General features: G+C 68.1%; 22 protein-coding genes. 9 read left to right on the top strand and 13 right to left on the bottom strand.

Annotation, left to right across the window (positions count from 1 at the left end):
* Positions 1–71 precede the first annotated feature (71 nt).
* Together ASE48_RS30240 and ASE48_RS30235 are read left to right on the top strand one after the other, a co-directional pair.
* Positions 72–887, top strand: coding sequence for an FAD binding domain-containing protein (locus tag ASE48_RS30240; RefSeq protein WP_057170891.1), 816 nt, complete (start codon positions 72–74; stop codon positions 885–887).
* Positions 884–3583 carry a molybdopterin-dependent oxidoreductase gene (locus ASE48_RS30235; RefSeq protein WP_057170890.1) on the top strand — a complete coding sequence of 900 codons (2700 nt, stop codon included), beginning with the start codon at positions 884–886 and terminating at the stop codon, positions 3581–3583. Before ASE48_RS30240 ends, ASE48_RS30235 begins: the two co-directional genes overlap by 4 nt.
* Here the strand turns inward: ASE48_RS30235 and fadA6 are convergent.
* From fadA6 to ipdE1, 7 genes are all read right to left on the bottom strand, one after another.
* Positions 3567–4715, bottom strand: a complete 1149-nt coding sequence (fadA6, locus tag ASE48_RS30230; RefSeq protein WP_057170889.1) for a steroid 3-ketoacyl-CoA thiolase FadA6 — start codon at positions 4713–4715, stop codon at positions 3567–3569. The two genes, ASE48_RS30235 and fadA6, sit on opposite strands and share 17 nt — an antisense overlap.
* A complete protein-coding gene (locus tag ASE48_RS30225; protein ID WP_057170964.1) occupies positions 4715–5317 on the bottom strand; it encodes a TetR/AcrR family transcriptional regulator in 603 nt (200 codons plus the stop codon). The genes fadA6 and ASE48_RS30225 overlap by 1 nt, the downstream gene beginning before the upstream one ends.
* A gap of 52 nt (positions 5318–5369) precedes the next feature.
* A complete protein-coding gene (locus ASE48_RS30220) occupies positions 5370–6893 on the bottom strand; it encodes a DUF4153 domain-containing protein (protein ID WP_057170888.1) in 1524 nt (507 codons plus the stop codon).
* Complete coding sequence (locus tag ASE48_RS30215) at positions 6890–7882, bottom strand: HAMP domain-containing sensor histidine kinase (protein WP_057170887.1); 993 nt, start codon at positions 7880–7882, stop codon at positions 6890–6892. The genes ASE48_RS30220 and ASE48_RS30215 overlap by 4 nt, the downstream gene beginning before the upstream one ends.
* On the bottom strand, positions 7879–8544 hold the full coding sequence (locus ASE48_RS30210; RefSeq protein ID WP_057170886.1) for a response regulator transcription factor: 666 nt from the start codon (positions 8542–8544) through the stop codon (positions 7879–7881). The genes ASE48_RS30215 and ASE48_RS30210 overlap by 4 nt, the downstream gene beginning before the upstream one ends.
* Positions 8545–8609: 65 nt before the next feature.
* Positions 8610–9401, bottom strand: a complete 792-nt coding sequence (gene ipdF, locus ASE48_RS30205) for a (5R,7aS)-5-hydroxy-7a-methyl-1-oxo-2,3,5,6,7,7a-hexahydro-1H-indene-carboxyl-CoA reductase (RefSeq protein ID WP_057170885.1) — start codon at positions 9399–9401, stop codon at positions 8610–8612.
* Positions 9398–10546, bottom strand: a complete 1149-nt coding sequence (gene ipdE1 / locus ASE48_RS30200) for an acyl-CoA dehydrogenase IpdE1 (protein WP_057170884.1) — start codon at positions 10544–10546, stop codon at positions 9398–9400. The genes ipdF and ipdE1 overlap by 4 nt, the downstream gene beginning before the upstream one ends.
* A gap of 47 nt (positions 10547–10593) precedes the next feature.
* Here ipdE1 and fadD3 point away from each other — a divergent pair, with 47 nt between their 5' ends.
* Genes fadD3 through ipdE2 form a run of 4 tightly spaced genes read left to right on the top strand, consistent with a single transcriptional unit; the run spans position 10594 to position 15158 of the window.
* Entirely contained in the window at positions 10594–12123 is a 1530-nt protein-coding gene (gene fadD3 / locus ASE48_RS30195) for a 3-((3aS,4S,7aS)-7a-methyl-1,5-dioxo-octahydro-1H-inden-4-yl)propanoate--CoA ligase FadD3 (RefSeq protein ID WP_057170883.1), read from the top strand.
* Position 12124: 1 nt separating this feature from the next.
* Positions 12125–13270, top strand: coding sequence for an acyl-CoA dehydrogenase family protein (locus ASE48_RS30190; protein WP_057170882.1), 1146 nt, complete (start codon positions 12125–12127; stop codon positions 13268–13270).
* The gene (locus ASE48_RS30185; protein WP_057170881.1) at positions 13267–14220 is read left to right on the top strand and encodes an acyl-CoA dehydrogenase; all 954 of its coding nucleotides are present in this window, start codon (positions 13267–13269) and stop codon (positions 14218–14220) included. Before ASE48_RS30190 ends, ASE48_RS30185 begins: the two co-directional genes overlap by 4 nt.
* A gap of 2 nt (positions 14221–14222) precedes the next feature.
* On the top strand, positions 14223–15158 hold the full coding sequence (gene ipdE2, locus ASE48_RS30180; RefSeq protein WP_057170880.1) for an acyl-CoA dehydrogenase IpdE2: 936 nt from the start codon (positions 14223–14225) through the stop codon (positions 15156–15158).
* Here the strand turns inward: ipdE2 and ASE48_RS30175 are convergent.
* Entirely contained in the window at positions 15155–15706 is a 552-nt protein-coding gene (locus ASE48_RS30175) for a cysteine hydrolase family protein (protein WP_057170879.1), read from the bottom strand. The two genes, ipdE2 and ASE48_RS30175, sit on opposite strands and share 4 nt — an antisense overlap.
* A gap of 26 nt (positions 15707–15732) precedes the next feature.
* Here ASE48_RS30175 and ASE48_RS30170 point away from each other — a divergent pair, with 26 nt between their 5' ends.
* Positions 15733–16929, top strand: coding sequence for a pyridoxal phosphate-dependent aminotransferase (locus ASE48_RS30170; RefSeq protein ID WP_057170878.1), 1197 nt, complete (start codon positions 15733–15735; stop codon positions 16927–16929).
* On the opposite strand, the gene ASE48_RS30165 is transcribed toward ASE48_RS30170, so the two are convergent.
* Positions 16895–17722, bottom strand: a complete 828-nt coding sequence (locus tag ASE48_RS30165; RefSeq protein ID WP_057170963.1) for an alpha/beta fold hydrolase — start codon at positions 17720–17722, stop codon at positions 16895–16897. The genes ASE48_RS30170 and ASE48_RS30165 overlap by 35 nt on opposite strands.
* Before the next feature lie 86 nt (positions 17723–17808).
* On the opposite strand from ASE48_RS30165, the gene ASE48_RS30160 reads away from it, so the two are divergent.
* Positions 17809–19086 (top strand): DUF222 domain-containing protein, encoded by a 1278-nt coding sequence (locus tag ASE48_RS30160; RefSeq protein WP_057170962.1) that lies wholly within the window; start codon positions 17809–17811, stop codon positions 19084–19086.
* Here the strand turns inward: ASE48_RS30160 and ASE48_RS30155 are convergent.
* Positions 19073–19729, bottom strand: a complete 657-nt coding sequence (locus ASE48_RS30155) for a CoA transferase subunit B (RefSeq protein WP_057170877.1) — start codon at positions 19727–19729, stop codon at positions 19073–19075. The two genes, ASE48_RS30160 and ASE48_RS30155, sit on opposite strands and share 14 nt — an antisense overlap.
* Positions 19726–20493 carry a CoA transferase subunit A gene (locus ASE48_RS30150; RefSeq protein WP_057170876.1) on the bottom strand — a complete coding sequence of 256 codons (768 nt, stop codon included), beginning with the start codon at positions 20491–20493 and terminating at the stop codon, positions 19726–19728. The genes ASE48_RS30155 and ASE48_RS30150 overlap by 4 nt, the downstream gene beginning before the upstream one ends.
* 175 nt (positions 20494–20668) lie before the next feature.
* Here ASE48_RS30150 and ASE48_RS30145 point away from each other — a divergent pair, with 175 nt between their 5' ends.
* Positions 20669–21433 carry an IclR family transcriptional regulator gene (locus ASE48_RS30145; protein ID WP_057170875.1) on the top strand — a complete coding sequence of 255 codons (765 nt, stop codon included), beginning with the start codon at positions 20669–20671 and terminating at the stop codon, positions 21431–21433.
* Here ASE48_RS30145 and ASE48_RS30140 read toward each other — a convergent pair.
* Both ASE48_RS30140 and ASE48_RS30135 read right to left on the bottom strand, forming a co-directional pair.
* Positions 21430–22176: a 3-hydroxybutyrate dehydrogenase gene (locus ASE48_RS30140; RefSeq protein ID WP_057170874.1), complete on the bottom strand. Its 747-nt coding sequence runs from the start codon at positions 22174–22176 to the stop codon at positions 21430–21432. The two genes, ASE48_RS30145 and ASE48_RS30140, sit on opposite strands and share 4 nt — an antisense overlap.
* Positions 22173–23528, bottom strand: a complete 1356-nt coding sequence (locus ASE48_RS30135; RefSeq protein WP_057170873.1) for an MFS transporter — start codon at positions 23526–23528, stop codon at positions 22173–22175. Before ASE48_RS30135 ends, ASE48_RS30140 begins: the two co-directional genes overlap by 4 nt.
* Positions 23529–23559: the final 31 nt, after the last annotated feature.

Here is a 23559-nt window from a genome sequence, read left to right as displayed (position 1 = left end):
AGCGTCTGCGCAGCCGTGCAGTTCGGCGGCTTCGGCCTGCACGCGCCCGGATCGGCGACTACGGTCGATAGATGGACCTCAACACCGTCGAGGCGGTGCACATCCCCACCCGCCGCGACGAGGTGTGGCCGCTCGGACCCGCAGACGCCGTGCTCGCCGGCGGCACCTGGCTGTTCTCCGAACCGCAGCCGACGGTGACCCGGCTGGTCGACATCACCGGGCTGGGATGGCCGTCGGTCACCCTGACACCGGCCGGGCTGGAACTCGCGGCGACCTGCACCCTCGACGAAGTCGCCTCGCTGTCAACGACGTTGCCCCCGGAATGGGCGGCCGCACCGTTGTTCCGGCAGTGTTGCACCGCACTGCTCGCGTCGTTCAAGATCTGGCGCACCGCGACCGTCGGCGGCAACATCTGCCTATCGTTCCCGGCCGGTGCGATGATCTCGCTGTGTACGGCACTGGACGCCGAGGTGACCGTGTGGCGGGCCGACGGCACCGAGTACACACTGCCGGTCACCGAGTTCGTCACCGGCGAAGCCACCAATGTGCTGAAGACCGGTGACGTCCTTCGCGCCGTGCAAATCCCGGTGGTCGCACTGCGGGCCCGGACCGCGTTCCGCAAGCTTGCCCCGTCCCCGCTCGGCCGATCCGGTGTGGTGATCATCGGTCGCCGTGACGAGGACGGCCGGTTCGTGCTGTCGGTGACGGCGGCCACGGTGCGGCCCTACGTGTTCGGATTCCCGGCCGCGCCTTCGTCCGAGGATCTGCGGGCCGTGTTGGCCGGGATCCCCGATCAGGATCTGACCCGCGATGCGCACGGCGACCCGGACTGGCGCCGGGCGGTGACGCTGACACTCGCCGAGCAGATCCGGGCCGAGCTGGCATGAAGCTCTCGGTGAACGGCTCCGACTGTGACGCGGACCCGCGTCCCGGCCAGTGTCTGCGCACCTTCCTGCGCGAACACGGTCACTTCGAGGTCAAGAAGGGCTGCGACGCCGGCGACTGCGGGGCGTGCTCGGTACTCGTCGACGGCGCCGCGGTGCATTCCTGCGTGTTCCCGGCCTTCCGGGCCGGGGGACGGACGGTGACGACGGTGGCCGGCCTGGGCACTCCCGACGACCTGCACCCTGTGCAACGCCGCTTCGTGGAGGCCGCCGGATTCCAGTGCGGCTTCTGCACCGCCGGGATGGTCACCACCGCAACCACATTGACCCCGGAGCAGATGTCGGATCTGCCCGAACAGCTCAAGGGCAACCTGTGCCGATGTACCGGCTACCGGGCGATCACCGACGCGCTGTCCGGGGTGGTCAACATCGACAAGTCCGATATCCACGATGCGGGCCGGTCCATCGGCGCCCCGGCGGGCGTGCGCGTGGTCACCGGCACCGAGGAATACACCATGGACGACGCGCCCGCGGGGCTGTTGCACATGGCCGTGCTGGCGAGCCCGCTGGCCCACGCACGCATCCGGTCGCTCGACACCTCGGCGGCCGAGGCCATGCCGGGGGTGCGGCTGGTCCTGACCCACCGGGACAGCCCGCCGGTGCTGTTCTCCACGGCCCGTCACGAGCTGCGCGACGACGACCCCGATGACACCGCCATCCTGGACGACACCGTGCGGTTCGTCGGCCAGCGCGTCGCGGCGGTGGTGGCCGAACGCTACGACATCGCCGAAAATGCCTGCCGGGCAATTCTTGTCGACTACGAGGAACTGCCCGCGGTGTTCGATCCCGACGCCGCGGGCCGCACGGGTGCGCCGCTGCTGCACGCCGACAAGCGGTCCGGCTCGCGCATCGCCGATCCGCACCGCAATCTGGTGGCCGAACTGCACGGCGAGGTGGGCGATGTCGCGGCCGGGATCGCTGCCGCCGAGGCCTCCGGCGGAGCCGTGGTGCGCGGACGCTGGCTGACTCAACGGGTACAGCACGTCCACCTCGAGACGCACGGCTGCACCGGATGGCGCGACGGCTCCGGCAAGCTGGTGATCCGCACCAGCACGCAGGTGCCCTTCCTGGTCCGAAACGAGTTGTGCCACATCTTCGGTCTCGGTGCCGACGAGGTACAGGTGTTCACCAAACGGCTCGGCGGCGGGTTCGGCGGCAAACAGGAAATGCTCACCGAGGACCTGGTCGCCCTGGCGGTGCTGCGCCTGGGAGCGCCGGTGCGCTACGAGTTCCACCGCAGCGACCAGTTCACCGTGGCGCCCTGCCGGCACCCGTTCCGCGTCGATGTCACCGTGGCCGCCGACGGCGGCGGGGCGCTCACCGCGCTGGCCATCGACGTCCTCGTCGACGCCGGGGCCTACGGCAACCACAGCCCGGGGGTCATGTTCCATGGCTGCGGTGAATCCGTTGCGGTGTACCGCAGCCCGAACAAGCGCGTTGACGCCCGGTCCGTCTACACCAACAACCTGCCCTCGGGCGCGTTCCGCGGGTACGGGCTCGGCCAGGTCATGTTCGCCATCGAGTCCGCCATGGACCAGCTCGCCGACCGGCTCGGCGTCGACCCCTTCGAGTTCCGGCGGCGAAATGTCATCGTGCCTGGCGACAGGTTCGTGGATTCCCATGTGCTCGACGATGATCTGACCTTCGGCAGCTACGGGCTGGACCAGTGCCTCGACCTGGCCGAGGGCGCCCTGCGCGCGGGCAACGGGGTCGCGGCGCCGGCGGGATGGCGGGTCGGCGAGGGAATGGCGGTGGCCATGATCGCCACGATTCCCCCACGCGGGCATTTCGCCGAGGCGGCGGTATCGGTCGATGCCGAGGGCAGCTACCTGTTGGACGTGGGCACCACGGAGTTCGGCAACGGGACCACCACGGTGCACACCCAGCTGGCCGCCCATGAGCTCAACACCGTCGCCGAGCGGATCGCGATCCGCCAATCGGATACGGCTACAACCGGTTACGACACCGGCGCCTTCGGTTCGGCGGGCACGGTGGTCGCCGGTCGGGCGACTCAACTCGCCGCTCGTGAGCTGCGCCACGCACTGGAGGCCGCCGCCGCCGAGCTGACCGGGGTCTCCCCGGCACTGTGCCGACTGGACCGCAACGGGGTGCAGTGCGGCGAGCAGTTGGTGGACTTCGGGTCGCTGCCGGTGCCGATCACCGGCCGCGGAAAGCATGACGGCACACCGCGTTCGGTGGCCTTCAACGTGCACGCCTTCCGGGTCGCGGTGAACCCGGAGACCGGCGAGGTGTCGATCCTGCAGTCGGTTCAGGCCGCCGACGCCGGTGTGGTGATGAACCCGCAGCAGTGCCGCGGTCAGGTCGAGGGCGGTGTCGCGCAGGCGATCGGGTCGGCACTGTTCGAGGAGATGCAGATCGGCGCCGACGGGACGGTCACCACCCAGACGCTGCGCAACTACCACGTGCCGCAACTGGCGGATGTTCCGGTGACGGAGGTGTATTTCGCCGACACCTACGACGAGCTGGGCCCGCTGGGGGCCAAGTCGATGAGCGAATCACCGTACAACCCGGTCGCCCCCGCCTTGGCGAATGCCATCGCCCGGGCGTGCGGGGCGCGGGTATATCAGCTGCCGATGACGCCGGCCCGGGTGTGGCGTGCGATCAGAGCCGCTCGATGATGGTGACGTTGGCGGTTCCGCCACCCTCACACATGGTCTGCAGCCCGTAGCGACCGCCGGTGCGCTCCAACGTGTTCAGCATGGTGGCGAACAGCTTTGCACCGGTCGCGCCCAGCGGATGCCCCAGGGCGATGGCGCCGCCGCTGGGGTTGACCTTTGCCGGGTCGGCGCCGGTCTCCTTGAGCCAGGCCTGCACCACCGGGGCGAAAGCCTCGTTGATCTCGACGGTGTCGATATCGCTGATCGACAGGCCGGTCTTCTCCAGCGCGTAATGGGTGGCCGGAATGGGACCGGTCAGCATGTACACCGGGTCGGCGCCACGGGCGCTGATGTGGTGGATGCGGGCGCGCGGCGTGAGACCGTGGGTCTTGACGGCGCCCTCGGAGGCGAGCAGTACGGCACTGGCGCCGTCGGAGATCTGGCTGGCCATCGCGGCGGTCAGTCGTCCGCCCTCGACCAGGGTCTTGAGCCCGGCCATCTTCTCCAGCGTGGTCTCCCGCGGCCCCTCGTCGATGGTGAATCCGTCCACCGGGATGATCTCGTTCTCGAAGTAGCCGGCCCGGATCGCTTCCTGGGCGCGCTGGTGGCTGGTCAGCGCGAACTGCTCCATGTCCTCGCGGGACAGGTTCCACTTCTCGGCGATCATCTCCGACCCACGGAACTGGGAGATCTCCTGATCGCCGTAGCGGTGCAGCCAGCTCTTGGACTCATTGGTCGGCGAGGTGAAGCCGAACTGCTCGCCGACGATCATCGCCGAGCTGATCGGGATCTGGCTCATGTTCTGCATGCCGCCGGCGACGATCACATCGGCGGTGCCGGACATGATCGCCTGCGCGCCGAAGGAGATGGCCTGCTGGCTGGAGCCGCACTGGCGGTCCACGGTGACACCGGGAACCTCTTCGGGGAAGCCGGCGGCCAGCCACGACAGCCGGGCGATGTTGCCTGCCTGCCCGCCGATGGCGTCCACGCAGCCGGCGATGACATCGTCGACCGCACCCGGGTCCAGATCGGTGCGCTCGAACAGTCCACGCCAGGCGGCGGCACCGAGATCGACCGGATGCAGACCGCTCAGCGAGCCGTTGCGCTTGCCGACCGCGGTACGAACGGCATCAATGACGTACGCCTCAGCCATCAGGGTGTCTCCTTCTGATCGGTTTGGGTTATGCCACCGAGCACGATGGCGAGATATTGGCGGCCGACTTCCTCGGCCGTGAGGGGCCCGCCCGGCTGGTACCACCGGACCGACACCCAGGTGGTGTCACGGATGAAGCGATAGACCAGGTCGACATCGAGGTCGGGCCGGAACGAGCCGTCCGCGATGCCCTCGTGCAGCAGGTCCACCCACATCTTGCGCTGCTCGCGGTTGCGGTCGTCGACGAACGCGAACTGCGGAAGCGCGGAGAGCCGCTTGGCCTCGTCCTGGTAGATGACCACCTGTGCGTGACGGTGCTCGATCGCCTCGAAGGACGCCATGAACAGGCCCTTCACCCGGTCCAGCGGGGTGGACTCGCCGGCGACGATCTCCTGGTAGCGCTCGAACAGCCAGTCCAGGAAGTCCTTGAGGACCTCTTCGACCATCTGCTCTTTGGACTTGAAGTGGTGATAGAGGCTGCCCGACAGAATGCCCGCCGAGTCCGCGATATCGCGGACCGTGGTGGACTTGAGGCCACGCTCGGCGAACATCGTCGCGGCGAGCGTGAGGAGCTCGTCACGGCGGCTGGCCGGCTGTGTCATCTCCACAGCGTATCAACCAAGCGCTTGCTAGGTAAGCGGTAACGGGGTGACGTCAGTAACCCGGCCAGTACGGCACGCAGATCTCCGGACGGGCCGAGGTGTAGATCCGGTCCGCGCGGGACCCGGACAGGTTGAACAGATACCAGGGTGTCCCGGCCGGCGACTCACCGGTGACGCACTGGCGCACCGACTCGGGCAGGCGGTGCAGGGCGGGATCGATATCGGAGGACAGCCCGGACAGATAGGTCGCATCGAGTTGGCCCGTGCGCTCGAACCGGTCGATGTTGCGGTCGGCGATGAGCCGTTCGGGATTCAGCGCGGCCAGTCCCAGCAGGGCCACCACCCCGGCCACCAGGACCGCCCGCGGCAACCAGGATGAGGACATCCGCGCGCCCGCCACGGCGATCAGCACGAACACCGTCCCCAGCCACAGCTCGATGGTGATGACCATCAGCCGCTCGGTGCTGAACCCGTACGCGTCCTGGTACACCCACATCCGGTGGATCGCCGAGACGACCACCACAATCGATGTGGCGCATAGGGTTCCGACCAGGATGCGCAGCGTCCGGCGGTCCGTTCCAGTCGCTCGCGAGGCCACCCGGATCACCACACCGATCACCAGCACGGTCAGCGCCGACACCCACAGCAGCTGCCAGAAGCCCTGCCGCGCGTACTCCGCGTAGGTCAGCCCCTCGGTGGCCAGCACGTGGGCGCGCCCACCGAACAGGACCGTGGCCTGCACGGCGACGAAGGCCAGGAACAACCCGTCGAGCACGGCCAGCGGCACCGCCCATTCCCAGCGCGGCATCGGACTGCGCGGCCCGGGTGCCAGCGCGTCGAGCTTCGGCGGAAAGCGCACCAGATATCCACCGCCCAGTACGAACGCCAGCACCACGAAGAATACGACCGTGCGCGAGACGATGTCCTCGGTATCGAACGACGGGATCAGGTTCTGCACCAGCTTGTCGAACGCCGGGTCGGCTCCGGCGAACAACCCGCCGAATACCCACACCAGAGCGCAGGTGATCGCGGTGACCAGCGCGATGCGCCCGAGCTGGGGTACCTGAACGCGGCGTGGCGCCGCGCGCTGCACCCAGCCGATGGCACGGGCGGGCAGCGCCCACGCCACGAACGCTCCGGCGAGCACCGCGGTCCAGGTGCGCCCGCCGGCCAGCGTGTGCCAGCCGATCAGCCAGGCAGCCGCGATGCACAACGCGTTCACCCACGGCGCGGCCAGCACTGCCGGGACCGCCAGCAGCGCCAGGGTCATGACGATGCCGAGCGCTTCGAACCTGCCCGGCCGCCGCCCAGCCGTCCCGTACACGGCGCCGAACACCAGCGCACCCACCACGACGTACCCGATGCTGTGTTCCATCGGCCGCCACAACGCGGTGCCCACGAGCCCGACGGCCACTGCGATCAGGACGAAGGGCAGCGGCGCGGCCGCCAGCGGGTTCAGCGGCCAGACCCGGCGGGAGAAGACCGAGAATCCCGGCTCACCGTGGCGGGGCAGTGCCGGGCCGATCAACGGCGGTGGCGGCATCATCGGGTAGGCGCCCGGGGCCATCATCGTCATGAGAGTTCCTCCAGGTCCGGGATGGTCACCCGGATTCGGCAACCATCGGCTGCGTCCAGTACTTCGATTGTGCCGCCGTGTAATTCGACAGCCCAGCGGGCGATGGCAAGACCCAGGCCGGTGCCGCCATCGGAGGTGTCGCCGCGGGTGAACCGCTGGAACACCCGCTCCCGCTCCTCTGCCGGGATGCCCGGGCCCTCATCGCGAATTTCCAGTTGCAGCCCCGAAACGGCCCGGGCGTATACCGACACCCGTCCGCCGGGCGGGCTGTGCCGGATGGCGTTGTCCACCAGGTTCACCACCACCTGACGCAGCCGCGCCGGGTCGGCCACCGCGGTCAGGTCTGGCGGGTCGACGATGACCTCGACCGCGGTGTGCGCGACGGCGTCGCGCAGGAATTCCTCGACGCCGAAGCTGTTGAGCTGCAGGGAGATCGCACCGCCCTCGACGCGGGACAGGTCTAGCAGGTCGGTCACCAGCTCCCCCAGCCGCTCGGTCTGCTTGAGCGCCGCGCGCAACGTGTCCGGGTCGGGCTCGGCAACACCGTCGACGATGTTCTCCAGCACCGCCTGCAGAGCGGTGATCGGGGTGCGCAGCTCATGGGAGACATTGCCGATCAGGCCGCGCCGATACTCGTCGGCGGCACCGAGATCCGCGGCCATCTGGTTGAACGCCGCCGCGAGCTGACCGACCTCGTCACGTGAGGTGGCGCGCACCCGGATGCTGTAGTCGCCGCGTGCCATCGCGCGCGCCGCGGCGGTCATCTGCCGCAGTGGAGAAGTCATCCCGTGTGCGAGGAACTGCACGAACAGCACCGAGGTCGTCAGGGCTGCCAGCAGTGCCCAGCGGAACTGCCAGCTGGCGCCGATCCAGAAGGTGAACGCCGCCAACGTGATCGCGCTACCGACCAGCAGGGTGGTCTTGACCTTGAAGGAGGCCAGCGGATCCAATGGGCGGGGCAGCTTGTCCCACCAGTCCCGAGCGGTCACCGAGGCATCTCCAGGGCGTAACCCACCCCGTGCACGGTGCGGATCAGATCCGGACCCAGCTTGCGCCGCAGCGCTTTCACGTGACTGTCGACCGTGCGGCTCTCCACCTCGGCCGCCCAGCCCCACACATGCTGGAGGAGCGTCTCGCGGTCGACCGCAGCGCGGGGACGCCCGGCCAGGAAGACCAGCAGATCGAATTCCGTTCGGGTCAGGTAGATCTCCCGATCTCCGTCATGAACCCGGCGCTCCTGCAGGTCGATCCGGTACGGACCGACCGCGAGCGGCTGCTGCCCGCCGGCACGTTCCACCCGGCGCAGCAGCACCTGCACCCGGGCCACCAACTCCCGCATGCTGAACGGTTTGGTCAGGTAGTCGTCGGCGCCGACACCCAGGCCGATGAGCATGTCGGTCTCATCGGTGCGGGCCGTCAGCATCAGTACCGGGACGGCCCGTTCGGCCTGGATCCGGCGGCAGACCTCCAGACCGTCGAACCCCGGCAGCATGACATCGAGGACCACCAGATCCGGAGCGGTGGCCGCCGCAGCGGCGACGGCGGATGGCCCGTCGACCGCGGTGTCCACCGTGAACGACTCGGCGCGCAGCCGGTCGGCCACCGCGGCCAGAATGGTCGGCTCGTCGTCGACCACCAGGATTCGCTTCACACCGTCGACTGTAGGGCCAGGCTGTGGTGCTTTCGGGCAGCGTTTGTGAAGGTTCTGTGGAGAAACTACGCTCGCTGGCTGGACACCGAGATCACTTCACCGGTGAGGTAGCTGGAGTAGTCGCTGGCCAGGAAGGCAATGGTGGCTGCCACCTCCCACGGCTCGGCGGCCCGGCCGAAGGCCTCGTCACCGGCGAGCCGGTCCAGCAGTTCCGAGGACGAGGTCTTCTCCAGGAACTTGTGCCGGGCGATGCTCGGGGACACCGCATTGATGCGGACCCCGAACTCGACGGCTTCGATTGCACTGCAACGGGTCAGCGCCATAACGCCGGCCTTTGCGGCGGCGTAGTGCGACTGGGAGTGCTGCGCGCGCCAGCCCAGCACGCTGGCGTTGTTGACGATGACGCCGCCGTGGGGGGCGTCCCGGAAGTAGCGCAGTGCGGCGCGGGTGGCGCGCATGACCGAGGTCAGCGTGACGTTCAGGACGCGGTCCCATTCGTCGTCGGTCATGTCGATCACCGGTGTCTGCCCGCCCAGGCCGGCATTGTTGACCAGTACATCCAAACGTCCCGCGACGGCCACCGTCTGGGAGATGAGATTGTCGACGGCCTCGGTGGAGGTGACATCGCAGACCACCGATTCGACGCGGCCCAGGCCGAGCGCGGCGAGTTCCTCGCGGGTCTCGTTCAGGCGGCGTTCGTGGAAGTCGGAGACCACCACATCGGCACCCTCGAGCAGGGCACGTCGTGCGGTGGTCGACCCGATGCCGGTGCCGGCAGCGGCGGTCACCAGGACCACCTTGTCCTTCAGAAGTCCGTGTCCGTCGATCTCGGTGGGGACTGCGGAGAGGTCTGTCATCCTTTGGCTTCCCTCGGTAGGCCGAGCACCCGCTCGGCGATGATGTTGCGCTGGATCTCGTTGGAGCCGCCGTAGATGGTGTCCGAGCGGGAGAACAAGAAGAGCCGCTGCCACTCGTCGAACTCGCCGCCCTCAAGCGTCAGTCCGGCGGTGCCCTGCACGTCCATGGCGATCTCGCCGAGTTGGCGATGCCAGTTGGCCCACAACAGTTTCGAGACGTTGTCCTGGCCGGGTTGCTCCACATCCATGGTCGCCAGCGAATAGGACCGCATGGCCTTCAGACCCGTCCAGGACCGGGTGAGCCGCTCCCGGATCAGCGGATCGTCGGCCGCGCCGGTGCGCTTGGCCAGTTCCACCAGATTGGAATGCTCACGCGCGTACTGGATCTGCTGACCGAGCGTGGACACGCCGCGCTCGAAGGTCAGCGTGCCCATCGCCACCCGCCAGCCGTCGCCCGGTTCCCCGACCACCAGAGAAGCCTCGGTGCGGGCATCGTCGAAGAACACCTCGTTGAACTCGGAGTCACCGGTCAGCTGGATGATCGGACGGATCTGCACACCCGGCTGATCCAGCGGCACCAGCAGGTAGGACAGTCCGGCGTGCCGCTTGGAGCCCTTTTCGGTGCGGGCCACCACGAAGCACCACTGCGCCCAGTGCGCCAGCGAGGTCCACACCTTCTGGCCGTTGATCACCCACTCGTCGCCGACCAGTTCGGCCGAGGTGGAGACGTTGGCGAGGTCGCTGCCGGCGCCGGGTTCGGAGTAGCCCTGGCTCCAGAGTTCGGTGACGTCGAGAATCTTGGGCAGGAAGCGCTGCTGCTGTTCCGGGGTGCCGTACGCGATGAGCGTCGGACCGAGCAGTTCCTCACCGAAATGATTGACCTTGTCGGGGGCGTCGGCCTTGGCGTATTCCTCGTAGAACGCCACCCGGTGCGCGACCGTCAGACCGCGACCCCCGTGCTCCTCGGGCCAGCCCAGGCAGGTCAGTCCGGCCGCGGCCAGATGCTGGTTCCACGCGCGCCGTTCTTCGAATGCCTCGTGCTCCCGCCCCGGGCCGCCGAGGCCCTTGAGCGCTGCATATTCGCCGACCAGATTATCGGCGAGCCATTGCCGGACCTCGGCCCGGAAGTCCTCGACCTCTATCACCCTTGTAGGCTAACCTACCAAGCACTTGCTTTGTTAGAGGAGCGTCAATGACGAGCGCAACGCGGACCGTTCCAGCGGTGCTGGACCGGATTGCCGTACAGCTGTCCGAGCATGATGCCCTGGTCACGGGGGATAAACGGCTCACCTACGGTCAGTTGCGCGACGAGGTGCGACGGGCCGCGGCGGCCATGATCGACCTGGGCGTCGCCGTCGGCGACCGGGTTGCGATCTGGTCTCCCAATACCTGGCACTGGGTGGTCGCCGCGTTGGCCACCCACTACGCCGGCGCCATCGTCGTCCCGCTGAACACGCGCTACACCGCCAGCGAGGCCACCGACATCCTGGCGCGCACCGAGGCACCCCTGCTGATCGCGGCCGGCGAGTTCCTCGGGGCCGACCGCACCACCCAACTCGATCGCGCCGCCTTGCCGGCGCTGCGTGACATCGTGCGGGTGCCGATCGACGCGGACGACGGAACCTGGGACTCCTTCGTGGCCCGCGGCACCGACCTGACCGAGGTCGACGCGCGCTCCGCCGCGGTCTCCCCCGACGACGTGTCCGACATCCTGTTCACCTCCGGCACCACCGGGCGCAGCAAGGGCGTGCGCTGTGCGCACCGGCAGTCGCTGGACGCCTCGGCGGCCTGGGCGGCGTGCGGGCAGATCACCAGCGCCGACCGCTACCTGTGCATCAACCCGTTCTTCCACAATTTCGGGTACAAGGCCGGCATCCTGGCCTGCCTGCAGACCGGGGCCACGCTCTACCCGCTACTCACCTTCGATCCCGAGCAGGCAATGAAAGCCGTTGCCGAACACCAGATCACGGTGCTGCCCGGACCGCCCACCATCTACCAGACCCTGCTGGACCATCCGCGCCGCGGCGACCACGATCTGACCTCGCTGCGGTTCGCGGTCACGGGCGCCGCGGTGGTGCCGGTGGTGCTGATCGAGCGGATGCAGTCCGAACTGGACATCGACATCGTGCTGACCGCCTACGGCCTGACCGAGGCTGCCGGCTTCGGCACCATGTGCAGCGCCGACGACGACGCCACCACGGTGGCCACCACCTGCGGTCGTCCGATCGCCGATTTCGAACTGCGCCTGGACGACTCGGGTGAGGTGCTGTTACGCGGCCCCAACGTCATGCTCGGTTATCTCGACGACGCGGAGGCGACCGCCGCGGCCATCGACGCCGACGGCTGGCTGCACACCGGCGATATCGGCACCTTGGACGCGGCGGGCAATCTCACCATCACCGACCGGTTGAAGGACATGTACATCTGCGGCGGGTTCAACGTGTACCCGGCCGAAATCGAGCAGGTGCTGGCCCGCCTCGACGGGGTGGCCGAGGCGGCGGTGATCGGGGTTCCCGATCAGCGCCTCGGTGAGGTCGGCAAGGCCTTCGTCGTGGTCAAGGCCGGCGCACAACTCGACGAGGCGGCGGTGATCGCCTATACGCGTGAACATCTGGCGAACTTCAAGGTGCCGCGTTCGGTGGCGTTCCTCGATGTTCTGCCGCGAAACCCAGGAGGCAAAGTGGTCAAACCAACGCTCCGTGAGATCGACGGAAAGGCCTGAGGTGGACCTGAATTTCGACGAGGGCACCGAGGAGTTCCGGGCCGAGGTCCGGGAGTTCCTGGCGGCCAACCGGGAGTCCTTCCCGACCGAGTCCTACGACACCCGTGAGGGCTTCGAGCAGCACCGCCGCTGGGACAAGGTGCTCTTCGACGCCGGCCTGTCGGTAATCGCATGGCCCAAGGAATACGGCGGCCGCGACGCCACCCTGCTGCAGTGGGTGGCCTTCGAGGAGGAGTACTTCCGCGCCGGCGCGCCCGGACGGGCCAGCGCCAACGGCACCTCCATGCTGGCGCCGACGTTGTTCGCGCACGGCACCAAGGAACAGTTGGACCGGGTGTTGCCGAAGATGGCCAGTGGCGAGGAGATCTGGGCGCAGGCCTGGTCGGAACCGGAGTCCGGCAGTGACCTGGCCTCGCTGCGCTCCACAGCCACCAGGGTCGAGGGCGGCTGGAAGCTCAACGGGCAGAAGATCTGGAGCTCGCGGGCCCCATTCGGGGAACGCGGTTTCGGGCTGTTCCGCTCCGACCCGCAGGCCCAGCGGCACAAGGGCCTCACCTATTTCATGTTCGACCTCAAGGCCGACGGCATCACCGTCCGCCCCATCGCCCAACTCGGTGGCGACACCGGTTTCGGTGAGGTGTTCCTCGATGACGTGTTCGTCCCGGACGAGGACGTCATCGGTGAGGTCAACGACGGCTGGCGCGCGGCGATGAGCACGTCGAGCAATGAGCGCGGCATGTCGCTGCGCAGCCCGGCCCGTTTTCTGGCACCTGCCGAACGGCTTGTCGCACTGTGGAAATCCAACCCGGACCCGGTGTTCACCGACCGGGTGGCCGATGCCTGGATCAAGGCTCAGGCCTACCGGCTGCACACCTTCGGCACCGTCACCCGGCTCGCCGGTGGCGGTGAGCTCGGGGCCGAGTCCTCGGTGACCAAGGTGTTCTGGTCCGACCTGGACGTCGCGCTGCACCAGACCGCCCTGGACCTGCAGGGCGCCGATGGCGAGATCGTCGACGAGTGGACCGAGGGCCTGCTCTTCGCCCTGGGCGGCCCGATCTATGCCGGTACCAACGAGATCCAGCGCAATATCATCGCCGAGCGCCTACTCGGTCTGCCGCGGGAAATTTCTGGGGGGAAGCCCAAGTGAACTTCGAGATCGACGAACAGCAGCGCGATTTCGCGTCCAGTATCGACGCCGCGCTCGGTGCGGCAAACGTGCCCGCCGCGGTCCGCGCCTGGGCTGACGGTGACACCGCACCCGGCCGCAAGGTCTGGAACCAGCTGTCCGAACTCGGCGTCACCGCACTGCTGGTGGCCGAGAAGTTCGACGGTATCGATGCGCACCCGGTCGATGCCGTGGTCGCGCTGGAACGTCTCGGCTACTGGGCGGTGCCCGGGCCGGTCACCGAATCGATCGTCGTCGCGCCGCTGCTGCTGAACGATGACGAGCGGACCGCGGCTCTGGCCGCGGGCGAGTCGATCGCGACCGTCGCACTGCCCCCGCAGGTGCCGTACGCCGTCAACGCCGATTTCGCCGATCTGGTGCTGCTCGCCGGAGACGGCCAGGTCAGCGACGCCACCGCCGGTGCGGCCCACGACTCGGTGGACCCGGCGCGAAAGCTGTTCGAGGTCAGCGCTTCCGGAGCCGCCCAGGCCGCCGACACCGCGCGCGCCTACGAGTTCGGCGTGCTGGCCACCGCGGCGCAGCTGATCGGCGCCGGGCAGGCCATGCTCGACCAGTCGGTGGCCTACGCCAAGCAGCGCACCCAGTTCGGCCGCGTCATCGGCTCCTACCAGTCGATCAAACACAAGCTGGCCGACGTGCACATCGCCCTCGAGCTGGCACGCCCGCTGGTGTACGGGGCGGCACTCTCGCTGGCCGACGGGTCCGCCGATACCGCCCGCGATGTCAGCGCGGCCAAGGTCGCCGCGGCCGACGCCGCACTGCTGTCCGCCCGTTCGTCATTGCAGACCCACGGCGCCATCGGGTTCACCCAGGAGCACGACCTGTCCCTGCTGCTGCTGCGGGTACAGGCGCTGCGCTCGGCCTGGGGCGACCCCACCCTGCACCGCCGCCGACTGCTGGAGGCCCTCTGACCATGAGTGAAGAACGCGAACTGCTCCGCTCCACCGTCGCCGCCCTGGTCGACAAGCACGCCAACCCCGAGGCCGTGCGGCGCGCGATGGAATCCGAGCGCGGCTACGACGAGGCGCTGTGGAAGCTGCTGTGCGAACAGGTCGGCGCCGCAGCACTTGTGGTGCCCGAAGATCTCGGTGGCGCCGGCGGCGAACTCGCCGATGCCGCGGTGGTGCTGGAGGAACTCGGCAAGGCGCTGGTGCCCACCCCGCTGCTGGGCACCACGCTGGCCGAGTTGGCGCTGCTGAGCGCCGAGGACCACGAGCCGCTGGAGGGTCTGGCCGAGGGCGTCTCGATCGGGACGGTGGTCTTCGATCCCGAATACGTCATCAATGGTGATATCGCCGATGTGGTGATTGCCGCGGACGGTACGAATCTGACCCGCTGGAACACCTCCACCGCGCACGCCAAGTCCACGATGGACCTGACCCGGCGGCTGTCATCGGTGACCGCCGGTGAGACGACGCCGCTGGGCAGCGATCCCGGGCTGGCCGACACCGCCGCGCTGCTGCTGGCCGCCGAGCAGATCGGGGCGGCGGCGCGCGCCCTGGACCTCACCGTGGCCTACACCAAGGACCGGGTGCAGTTCGGCCGCCCGATCGGCAGTTTCCAGGCGCTCAAGCACCGGATGGCCGATCTGTACGTCGCCGTACAGACCGCACGCGCCGTGGTCTATGACGCGATCGCCGAACCCTCACCGGCATCGGCGTCGCTGGCACGGGTCTTCGCCAGCGAGGCGCTGACCGCCGTCGTCGGTGAAGCCGTCCAGATGCACGGCGGGATCGCCATCACCTGGGAGCACGACATCCAGCTGTATTTCAAGCGCGCCCATGGCAGCGCGCAGTTGCTGGGGCCGCCGCGGGAGCACCTGCGGCGGCTCGAAGCCGAGGTCTTCTAAGCCAGCCGTACGGCGTCGGCGGCCTCGACGGCGGCGGTCTTGCCCGGCGCGGTCTGATACGACCAGTACAGGTTGGTGTGCGCGATCACCTGTTCGGGCGGTGGTGCGCCCCACTGGGTCAAGTCACTGGTGGTGTGCGCGTCGCCGACGAGCGTGACGTCGTACCCGCGGGCGAATGCACCGTGGATGGTGGAGCGGATGCACTGATCGCTGGAGGCACCCGTCACCACGAGCCGGCCGACGCCCAGGCTGTCGAGCACACCCTCCAGCGTGGTGCCCTCGAACGCGTCACCGTGGTTCTTCTCGACCAGCGGTTCGGCATCGGCTCGCGTCAGCTCCTCGACGATGTGCCAGCCGTCGCTGCCCCGCTGAAGCTCGTCGTCGGAGTGCTGCACCCATATGACCGGGACATTCTCGGATCGGGCGCGTTCGACCAGTCGGCCGACGGCGGCGACCACCTCGTCGCGCCTGACCGCCTCGGCGACGACGTCGTTCTGCACATCGATGACGAGCAGGGCACCGTTCGGCCGGTTCTTGAGGGTGCTCATGATGCTCGCAGACTAGCCTGGAACCGATGACCGCAAACACCGGCCGCGTCGCGCTGCGCGCGGGAATTCCACCGTTCTATGTGATGGACGTGTGGCTGGCCGCCGCCGAACGCCAGCGCAGCCACGGTGATCTGGTGAATCTGTCCGCGGGCCAGCCCAGCGCGAAGGCACCGGCGCCGGTGCGGGCCGCCGCCGCCGATGCTCTGGAGCATCACAACCTCGGTTACACGGTGGCGCTGGGCATTCCGCAGCTGCGCGAGGCGATCGCGGTGTCCTATCTGGACCGGCACGGCATCGCGGTCGATCCCGACGCGGTGGTCATCACCACCGGGTCCACCGGAGGTTTCCTGCTGGCCTTCCTGTCCTGCTTCGACGTCGGCGACCGGGTCGCCGTGACGAGCCCCGGCTACCCCTGTTACCGCAACATCCTGTCCGCCCTCGGGTGCGAGCCGGTCGAGGTGCCGTGCGGGCCGGACACTCGCTTCCAGCCGACCGTGCAGATGCTCGAGGCGCTGGATCCACCGGTCAAGGGGCTGATCATCGCCAGCCCGGCGAACCCGACGGGCACCGTCATCCCACCCGCCGATCTGGCCGCCATCGTGAACTGGTGCGATGACCGCGACGTGCAGTTGGTCAGCGACGAGCTCTACCACGGCCTGGTGTACCCGGGGGCACCGGCGACCAGCTGCGCATGGGAGACCTCCCGCAATCCCATTGTGGTGAACAGTTTCTCGAAGTACTTCGCCATGACGGGTTGGCGGCTGGGATGGCTGCTCGTGCCGGAGCCGCTGCGCCGCGCGGTGGACCGGCTGACCGGCAACTTCTCCATCTGCCCTCCGACGCTCCCGCAGCTGGCGGCGGTGGCGGCGTTCGACCCGGCGTCGCTGGCCGAGGCGGACGCGCTGGTCGGCGAATACACCGTCAACCGGGGGCTGCTGCTCAACGGTCTGGCCGATATCGGGCTGGACCGTCTGGCCCCGGCCGACGGCGCGTTCTACGTCTACGCCGACATCTCCCGCTACTCCACCGACTCCCTGGATTTCTGCGCAAAGCTGTTGGCCGACACCGGTGTTGCCATCGCGCCGGGTATCGATTTCGACACCGTGAACGGGGGTTCGTTCGTCCGGTTGTCCTTCGCCGGCGCGCCCTCCGATATCACCACGGCACTGAAGCGTATGGGTCCGTGGCTCAGGACTTCAGGAACGCCAGCAGATCGGCGTTGATGACATCGGCATGTGTGGTGGGCATGCCGTGCGGGAAGTTGTCGCCGTATGTCTTCAACGTCCCGTTCTGCAGTAGCGCAGCAGATTTCGGGCCGGCGGCCACATAGGGGACGATCTGGTCGTCACGGCTGTGCATCACCAGCGTCGGCACGGTGATCTTCTTCAGGTCTTCGGTGAAATCGGTCTGCGAGAACGCGACGATCCCGTCGTAGTGGGACAGCGCGTCACCCATCATGCCCTGACGCCACCAGTTGGCGATGACGGCCTCGGACGACTCCACGCCGGGCTTGTCGTAGTTGTAGAACGGGCCGGCGGGCAGCGCCCGGTAGAACGCCGAACGGTTGGCCGCCAGCTGCGCCTGCAGATCGTCGAACACGCTCTTGGGCAGGCCCTCCGGGTTCGCCTCCGTCTGCACCATCAGCGGGGGCACCGCACTGATGATGGCGGCCTTCGCGGCGCGGCTCTCGCCGTGGCGGGCCAGGAAGCGCACCACCTCTCCGCCGCCGGTGGAATGCCCGACGTGGATGGCCTCGTGCAGGTCGAGGTGCTCGACCAGGGCCGCGAGATCGTCGGCGTAGTGGTCGAGGTCGTGCCCGCCCGGAGTCTGGGTGGAGCGGCCGTGCCCGCGGCGGTCGTGGGCGATCACCCGGTAGCCCTGGCTCAGGAAGAACAGCATCTGGTTGTCCCAGTCGTCCGAGGACAGCGGCCAGCCGTGGCTGAACACGATCGGCTGACCGGTACCCCAGTCCTTGTAGAAAATGTCGGTGCCGTCGGCGGTGGTGAGGATGCTCATGGTCACCACTCTGCACCCGGAGCGGGCCCGGTGTCTTTACCGCTAGCCGCAATCGCGTGTCGGTGGTGGCAGCTATGATCAATTACATGTTCGAAAGTATGTTCGATATCGATCCCGGTGCCGGTGAGGCGGAGCTCCGGGCCGATATCGAGCGTTTCGAGCGACTCAAGTCGGCGGCCGCGGCGGCGCAGGCCCGGGCCACCGCGTTGTGGTCAGCCAAGCGGCGCGCCGCCGAGGCTGTCGCCGGAGTGCCCGCGGCGAAACGCGGGCGCGGTCTGGCCGCCGAAGTCGCGTTGGCCCGCCATGAGGCGCCGGTACGCGGCGGCACCCATCTCGGGATGGCCCGCGCGTTGGTCCACGAGATGCCACATACCCTCGCCGCGCTGGAACGCGGACACCTCTCGGAATGGCGGGCAACCCTGATCGTGCGCGAATCCGCCTGCCTGAGTGTCGATCACCGCCGCCAGCTCGATGCCGAACTCTGTGCCGATCCTTCCCGGCTGGAGGGCTGGGGCGACAAGCGGGTGGCGGCCGAGGCCAAGGCCATCGTCACAAGGCTGGACGTCGAGGCGGTGGTCGCACGGTCCGCCAAAGCCGCCAAGGACCGCTGCGTGACGATCCGCCCCGCACCGGACACGATGGCCTATGTGACGGCGCTGCTGCCCGTCGCCCAGGGTGTCGCGGTGTATGCCGCGTTGAAGCGCGCCGCCGACACCACCTTCGACGACCGCTCGCGCGGGCAGACCATGGCCGACACCCTCGTCGAACGGACCACCGGCCGCCCTGCAGAACAACCCGTACCGATGACACTGAACTTGGTGATGGCCGATACGACCCTGGCCGGCGACGATGAGTCGCCCGCCTGGTTGGCCGATTACGGTCCTATTCCGGCCGGTTTCGCACGCACTCTCACCGGCGGCGCGGCCGACCCGGAACTGAAATCGACACTCCGGCGGTTGTACCGGCACCCGCAGTCCGGCCAGCTGGTGGCGATGGAGTCGCGGGCGCAGCTGTTCCCGAAGGGCCTGTCTACATTGTTGGAGCTTCGCGACCGAACATGCCGAACTCCGTACTGCGATGCACCGATTCGGCACCACGACCATGCGGTTCCCCGACGTAGGCACGGCCCGACGAGCGCACTGAACGGGCTCGGGCTGTGCGAGGCCGGCAACTACGCCAAGGAGGCGCCGGGCTGGTCGGTGCGCACCGAGGAGGTCGACGGTGCGCATACAGCCGAGTTCACCACTCCCACCGGGGCCGTCTACCGATCGACCGCCCCGCCGCTGCCGGGGCCGCCGATCAGGACGGTCAGCGTCATCGAGTGCGGGTTGAGCGTGGACCTGGTCAGGTTCAACGCTGCGTGAGTGGCGCACCCGTCGCGGCGCGGACGTCGTCGACAGTGACGCCCGGCGCGGTCTCGACGAGCACCAATTCGCCGTCGCCGGGGATATCGATGACCGCAAGATCGGTGACGATGCGGTGCACGACCCGCTCGCCGGTCAGCGGCAGGGTGCATTCCGAGAGGATCTTCGGATTACCCTGCCGGTCGGTGTGTTCCATCAGGACGATCACCCGCGCCGCGCCGTGGACCAGGTCCATGGCCCCGCCCATGCCCTTGACCATCTTGCCGGGCACCATCCAGTTGGCCAGATCGCCGAACCGCGACACTTCCATCCCGCCGAGCACGGCGACATCGATGTGCCCGCCGCGGATCATCCCGAATGACAACGCCGAATCGAAGAATGCCGCACCGGGCAGGACAGTCACCGTTTCCTTGCCGGCATTGATGAGATTCGAATCCACCTCAGCCTCAAGGGGATACGGGCCAGTGCCCAGAATGCCGTTCTCCGAGTGCAGGGTGACCCGGACGGACGGGTCCAGGAAACCCGGCACCAGGGTCGGCAGGCCGATCCCGAGGTTGACGTATTCCCCGTCGCGCAATTCACTGGCGACCCGTGCCGCCATCTGCGGCCGGGTCCATCCCTTGACGGTCTGTGGCTCGGTCATGCGTTCACTCCTGCCTCGTCGCGGACGGTGCGTTTCTCGATCCGGACGTCCTGCGGTCCGGTCTCGACGATGTGCTGGACGAAGACCCCCGGCAGGTGAATGCCCTCCGGGTCGAGTTCGCCCGGTGCGACGAGCCGTTCCACCTGGGCGATCGTCACCCGGCCGGCCATCCCGGCCAGCGGATTGAAGTTCATCGCGGTCTTGTCGAAGACCAGGTTGCCCTGGGTATCCCCCACTGCGGCATGCACCAATGCGAAATCGGTCCGGATGCCGGTTTCCAGGACATACCGGCGGCCGTCGAATTCGCGCGTCTCCTTCGGCGGTGAGGCCACCGCGACGGAACCATCGGCGGCGTAGCGCCACGGCAGACCACCATCGGCCACCGGCGTGCCCACTCCGGCGGGCGTATAGAACGCGGGGATACCGGCGCCGCCGGCGCGGAGGCGTTCGGCGAGGGTGCCTTGCGGGGTCAGTTCCACCTCGAGTTCGCCGGACAGGTACTGCCGGGCGAACTCCTTGTTCTCCCCGACATAGGACGCGGTGACCCGCCGGATCCGGCCGAGCCCGAGCAGCACCCCGAGGCCCACGCCGTCGACACCGCAGTTGTTGGAGTAGACCTCGAGGTTGTCCACGCCCGACTCGGCCAGCGCCTCGATGAGGGCATCGGGTATCCCGCACAACCCGAAACCACCCACGGCGAGCGACGATCCGCTCGCGATCCCGGCGATCGCCTCATGGACGTCCTTGACCTGCTTACTGGACATCAGTACGCAACTTCCTGTTGTAGGCGTTCGCTCACCGAACGCGTCTTCGGCCGCCACCAGAACATCATCTTGCCGCCTCCTGCCACAAGGTTTGCCGTGATTCGACTACGAACTGCTCGCTCGACGGGACGGTCAGGGCTATCGGCGTCCACTCAGTGAACGCTATTGTCGGACCATGACCGAGCTCGGTACACCGGTGATCACCCGGGTCGCCGCGATCCTGCGCGCCGTCGGGCGGGAACGCGGCGGCGTCACGACGACGGCCGTCGCCCGCGCCACCGACATCCCGCGGGCCACCACGCACCGCATGCTCACCGCACTCGCCGAGCAAGGTCTGATCGACCGGGAAGCCGGCACCGGGCTGTGGTTCCTGGGTCCGGAGATCTATCTGCTCGGCTCGGTGTCGACCAGCCGCTACGACGCCGCACCGGTGGCCGACGATCTGCTGCGCGCCCTCGCCGACGACACCGGAGAGAGCGCCTTCCTGTCCGCCAGACGCGGCTGGGAGACGGTGTGTGTGTCCGCGATCGAGGGCAGCTTCCCATTGCGGTCGCATGTGCTCTACCCGGGTAGCCGGTTTCCGCTCGGCATCGCCTCGGCGGGTCTGGTCGTGCTCGCCCATCTCCCGGACGGCGAGACTCAGGAATATCTGCACCGCGCCGCCCTCGAAAAGGAATGGGGCGCCGCGCATTCGCGCACGGTCATCGAGGAGCGGATCCGGCAGACCCGGATCGATGGCTATTCGCTGAACCCGGGCCTGCTGGTCGAGGGCAGCTGGGGTATCGGGGCCGCCGTCTTCGACGCACTCGGCCAACCGCAGTGGGCGCTGAGCCTGACCGGAGTGCAGGCCCGGATGGCCGGCGAACGCACCGCGCAGCTCGGCGAGACCCTGCTGCGCACCGCGCACGAGTTGACCTTGCGCCTCAAGAGGGGCGCCTAGCGTGCGCTCCAACCGCCGTCCATGCTGTATGACGCACCGGTCACCATGCGCGCCTGCGCGGAGGCCAGCCAGCCCACCAGCGAGGCGACCTCCTGGGGTTCCACCAGCTGCTTGATGGCGCTCTCCTTCAACAGGATCTGCTCGACCACCTGTTGCTCGTCGATACCGTGCGTGCTCGCCTGATCGGCGATCTGCTTGTCCACCAGTGCCGTTCGCACATAGCCGGGGTTGACGCAGTTGCTGGTCACCCCGCGCGGCCCGCCTTCGAGCGCGGTGACCTTGGACAGCCCCTCCAGCGCGTGCTTGGCCGTCACGTAGGCGACCTTGTATTCAGAGGCCCGCAATCCGTGCACCGAGGACATATTGATGATGCGGCCGAAACCCTCCGCGTACATGTGCGGGAGCGCGGCGCGGATGAGCAGGAACGGCGCCTCCACCATCAGGGCCAGCATCGAGCGGAACCGCGCCGGGTCGAACTCGGTGATCTCCGCGACCGTCTGCACGCCGGCGTTGTTGATCAGGATGTCCACATCCAGGCGCACATCCTGCAGTGCTATCACGTCGAGAAGGTCGACCGCCCAGGCGGTTCCACCGATCTCGTCGGCCAGCGCGCCGGCGGCCTCCTCGTCGACGTCTGCCACCGTCACGGTCGCACCCCGGCCCGCGAGTTCGCGGGCACACGCCGCGCCGATACCGCTGGCCCCACCGGTGACCAGTGCGGTCTTGCCGGAGAGCTCACTCATGCACGCGCCTCGGCGATCTCCCGCGCATCCGCGTCGTCCAGAGTCCGCAGGTCGATGCCGTTGGTCTCCCGGGTGAAGAGCACCGCGACCAGGGTGATGGCGCACGCGATGGCCAGGTAGATCGAGATCGGCACGGGCGAGCCGTAGATGTCGAGCAACTTCACCGCGATCAGCGGTGCGAGCGAGCCGGCCACGATGGAGGTCACCTGATAACCGAGGGACACACCGGAGTAGCGCATCCGGGTCGGGAACATCTCGGCCATGATGGCCGGTTGCGGTGCGTACATGAAGGCGTGGATCATCAGGCCGAGCGTGATCGCGGCGGTGATGACCACATAGTTGCCGCTGTTCATCATCGGGAAGGCGAAGAAGCCCCAGGTGCCGCCCAGCACCGCACCCACCATGTAGACCGGACGCCGGCCGAACCGGTCGGCCAGGTGGCCCACCACCGGCACAACGGCGAAGTGCACCGCGTGTGCGACCAGCAGGTACCACAGGATGGAACTGGTGTCCGCGCCCACTGAGACCTTCAGATAGGTGATGGAGAAGGTGACCACCAGGTAGTACATGATGTTCTCGCCGAATCGCAGGCCCATCGCGGTGAACACACCGCGCGGGTAACGCAGGAGCACCTCCTTGACACTGAACGAGGTGGCCTTGATCTGCTCGGCTTCCTGTTGTGCCGCAACGAAAATGGGTGCGTCGGTGACCTTGGTGCGGATGTAGTAGCCGATCAGCACGACGACCGCGGACAGCCAGAACGCCACCCGCCATCCCCAGGACAGGAAGGCTGATTCCGACAGGGTCGCGGTGAGCACCAGCAGCACGACGGTGGCCAGCATGTTGCCCACCGGGACACCGGCCTGCGGCCAGCTGGCCCAGAACCCGCGGCGGTTGTTCGGGCTGTGCTCGGCGACCAGCAGGATCGCGCCACCCCATTCACCGCCGACGGCGAAGCCCTGGATGAAGCGCAGCGCCACCAGCAGACCCGGCGCCCAGTAACCGATCTGTCCGAAGGTCGGCAGGCAGCCCATCAGGAAGGTGGCGGCGCCGACGAGCAGCAGGGAGAACTGCAGGAGCTTCTTGCGACCGTACTTGTCTCCGTAGTGACCGAACACGATGCCGCCGAGCGGGCGCGCCACGAACCCGACCGCATAGGTGGCGAAGGCCAGGAAGATCGCGTTGAGCTCACTGGTCGTCTCGGCGAAGAACACCTTGCTGAACACCAGCGTCGCCGCGGTGCCGTACAGAAAGAACTCGTACCACTCCACGACCGTGCCGGCCATGGATGCGGTGACGACGCGTTTCAGACCGGTGGTGGTCTGAGTGGAATTGTGATCGGCAGCACACATATGAGTGAGTATTCATGCACGTCAAGATCGA

Source organism: Mycobacterium sp. Root265 (assembly GCF_001428895.1).
Lineage (GTDB): Bacteria > Actinomycetota > Actinomycetes > Mycobacteriales > Mycobacteriaceae > Mycobacterium.
Note: the sequence above shows the minus strand (reverse complement) of the source record. Positions and strands in the feature narration are given on the sequence as shown.

What these genes read in the sequence shown, in the direction of transcription:
- ASE48_RS30240 (WP_057170891.1), top strand. Translation starts at nt 72, where the DNA reads ATGGACCTCAACACCGTCGAGGCGGTGCACATCCCCACCCGCCGCGAC.
- ASE48_RS30235 (WP_057170890.1), top strand. Translation starts at nt 884, where the DNA reads ATGAAGCTCTCGGTGAACGGCTCCGACTGTGACGCGGACCCGCGTCCC.
- fadA6 (WP_057170889.1), bottom strand. Translation starts at nt 4,715, where the DNA reads ATGGCTGAGGCGTACGTCATTGATGCCGTTCGTACCGCGGTCGGCAAG.
- ASE48_RS30225 (WP_057170964.1), bottom strand. Translation starts at nt 5,317, where the DNA reads ATGACACAGCCGGCCAGCCGCCGTGACGAGCTCCTCACGCTCGCCGCG.
- ASE48_RS30220 (WP_057170888.1), bottom strand. Translation starts at nt 6,893, where the DNA reads ATGACGATGATGGCCCCGGGCGCCTACCCGATGATGCCGCCACCGCCG.
- ipdF (WP_057170885.1), bottom strand. Translation starts at nt 9,401, where the DNA reads ATGACAGACCTCTCCGCAGTCCCCACCGAGATCGACGGACACGGACTT.
- fadD3 (WP_057170883.1), top strand. Translation starts at nt 10,594, where the DNA reads ATGACGAGCGCAACGCGGACCGTTCCAGCGGTGCTGGACCGGATTGCC.
- ipdE2 (WP_057170880.1), top strand. Translation starts at nt 14,223, where the DNA reads ATGAGTGAAGAACGCGAACTGCTCCGCTCCACCGTCGCCGCCCTGGTC.
- ASE48_RS30175 (WP_057170879.1), bottom strand. Translation starts at nt 15,706, where the DNA reads ATGAGCACCCTCAAGAACCGGCCGAACGGTGCCCTGCTCGTCATCGAT.
- ASE48_RS30170 (WP_057170878.1), top strand. Translation starts at nt 15,733, where the DNA reads ATGACCGCAAACACCGGCCGCGTCGCGCTGCGCGCGGGAATTCCACCG.
- ASE48_RS30165 (WP_057170963.1), bottom strand. Translation starts at nt 17,722, where the DNA reads ATGAGCATCCTCACCACCGCCGACGGCACCGACATTTTCTACAAGGAC.
- ASE48_RS30160 (WP_057170962.1), top strand. Translation starts at nt 17,809, where the DNA reads ATGTTCGAAAGTATGTTCGATATCGATCCCGGTGCCGGTGAGGCGGAG.
- ASE48_RS30155 (WP_057170877.1), bottom strand. Translation starts at nt 19,729, where the DNA reads ATGACCGAGCCACAGACCGTCAAGGGATGGACCCGGCCGCAGATGGCG.
- ASE48_RS30150 (WP_057170876.1), bottom strand. Translation starts at nt 20,493, where the DNA reads ATGTCCAGTAAGCAGGTCAAGGACGTCCATGAGGCGATCGCCGGGATC.
- ASE48_RS30145 (WP_057170875.1), top strand. Translation starts at nt 20,669, where the DNA reads ATGACCGAGCTCGGTACACCGGTGATCACCCGGGTCGCCGCGATCCTG.
- ASE48_RS30140 (WP_057170874.1), bottom strand. Translation starts at nt 22,176, where the DNA reads ATGAGTGAGCTCTCCGGCAAGACCGCACTGGTCACCGGTGGGGCCAGC.
- ASE48_RS30135 (WP_057170873.1), bottom strand. Translation starts at nt 23,528, where the DNA reads ATGTGTGCTGCCGATCACAATTCCACTCAGACCACCACCGGTCTGAAA.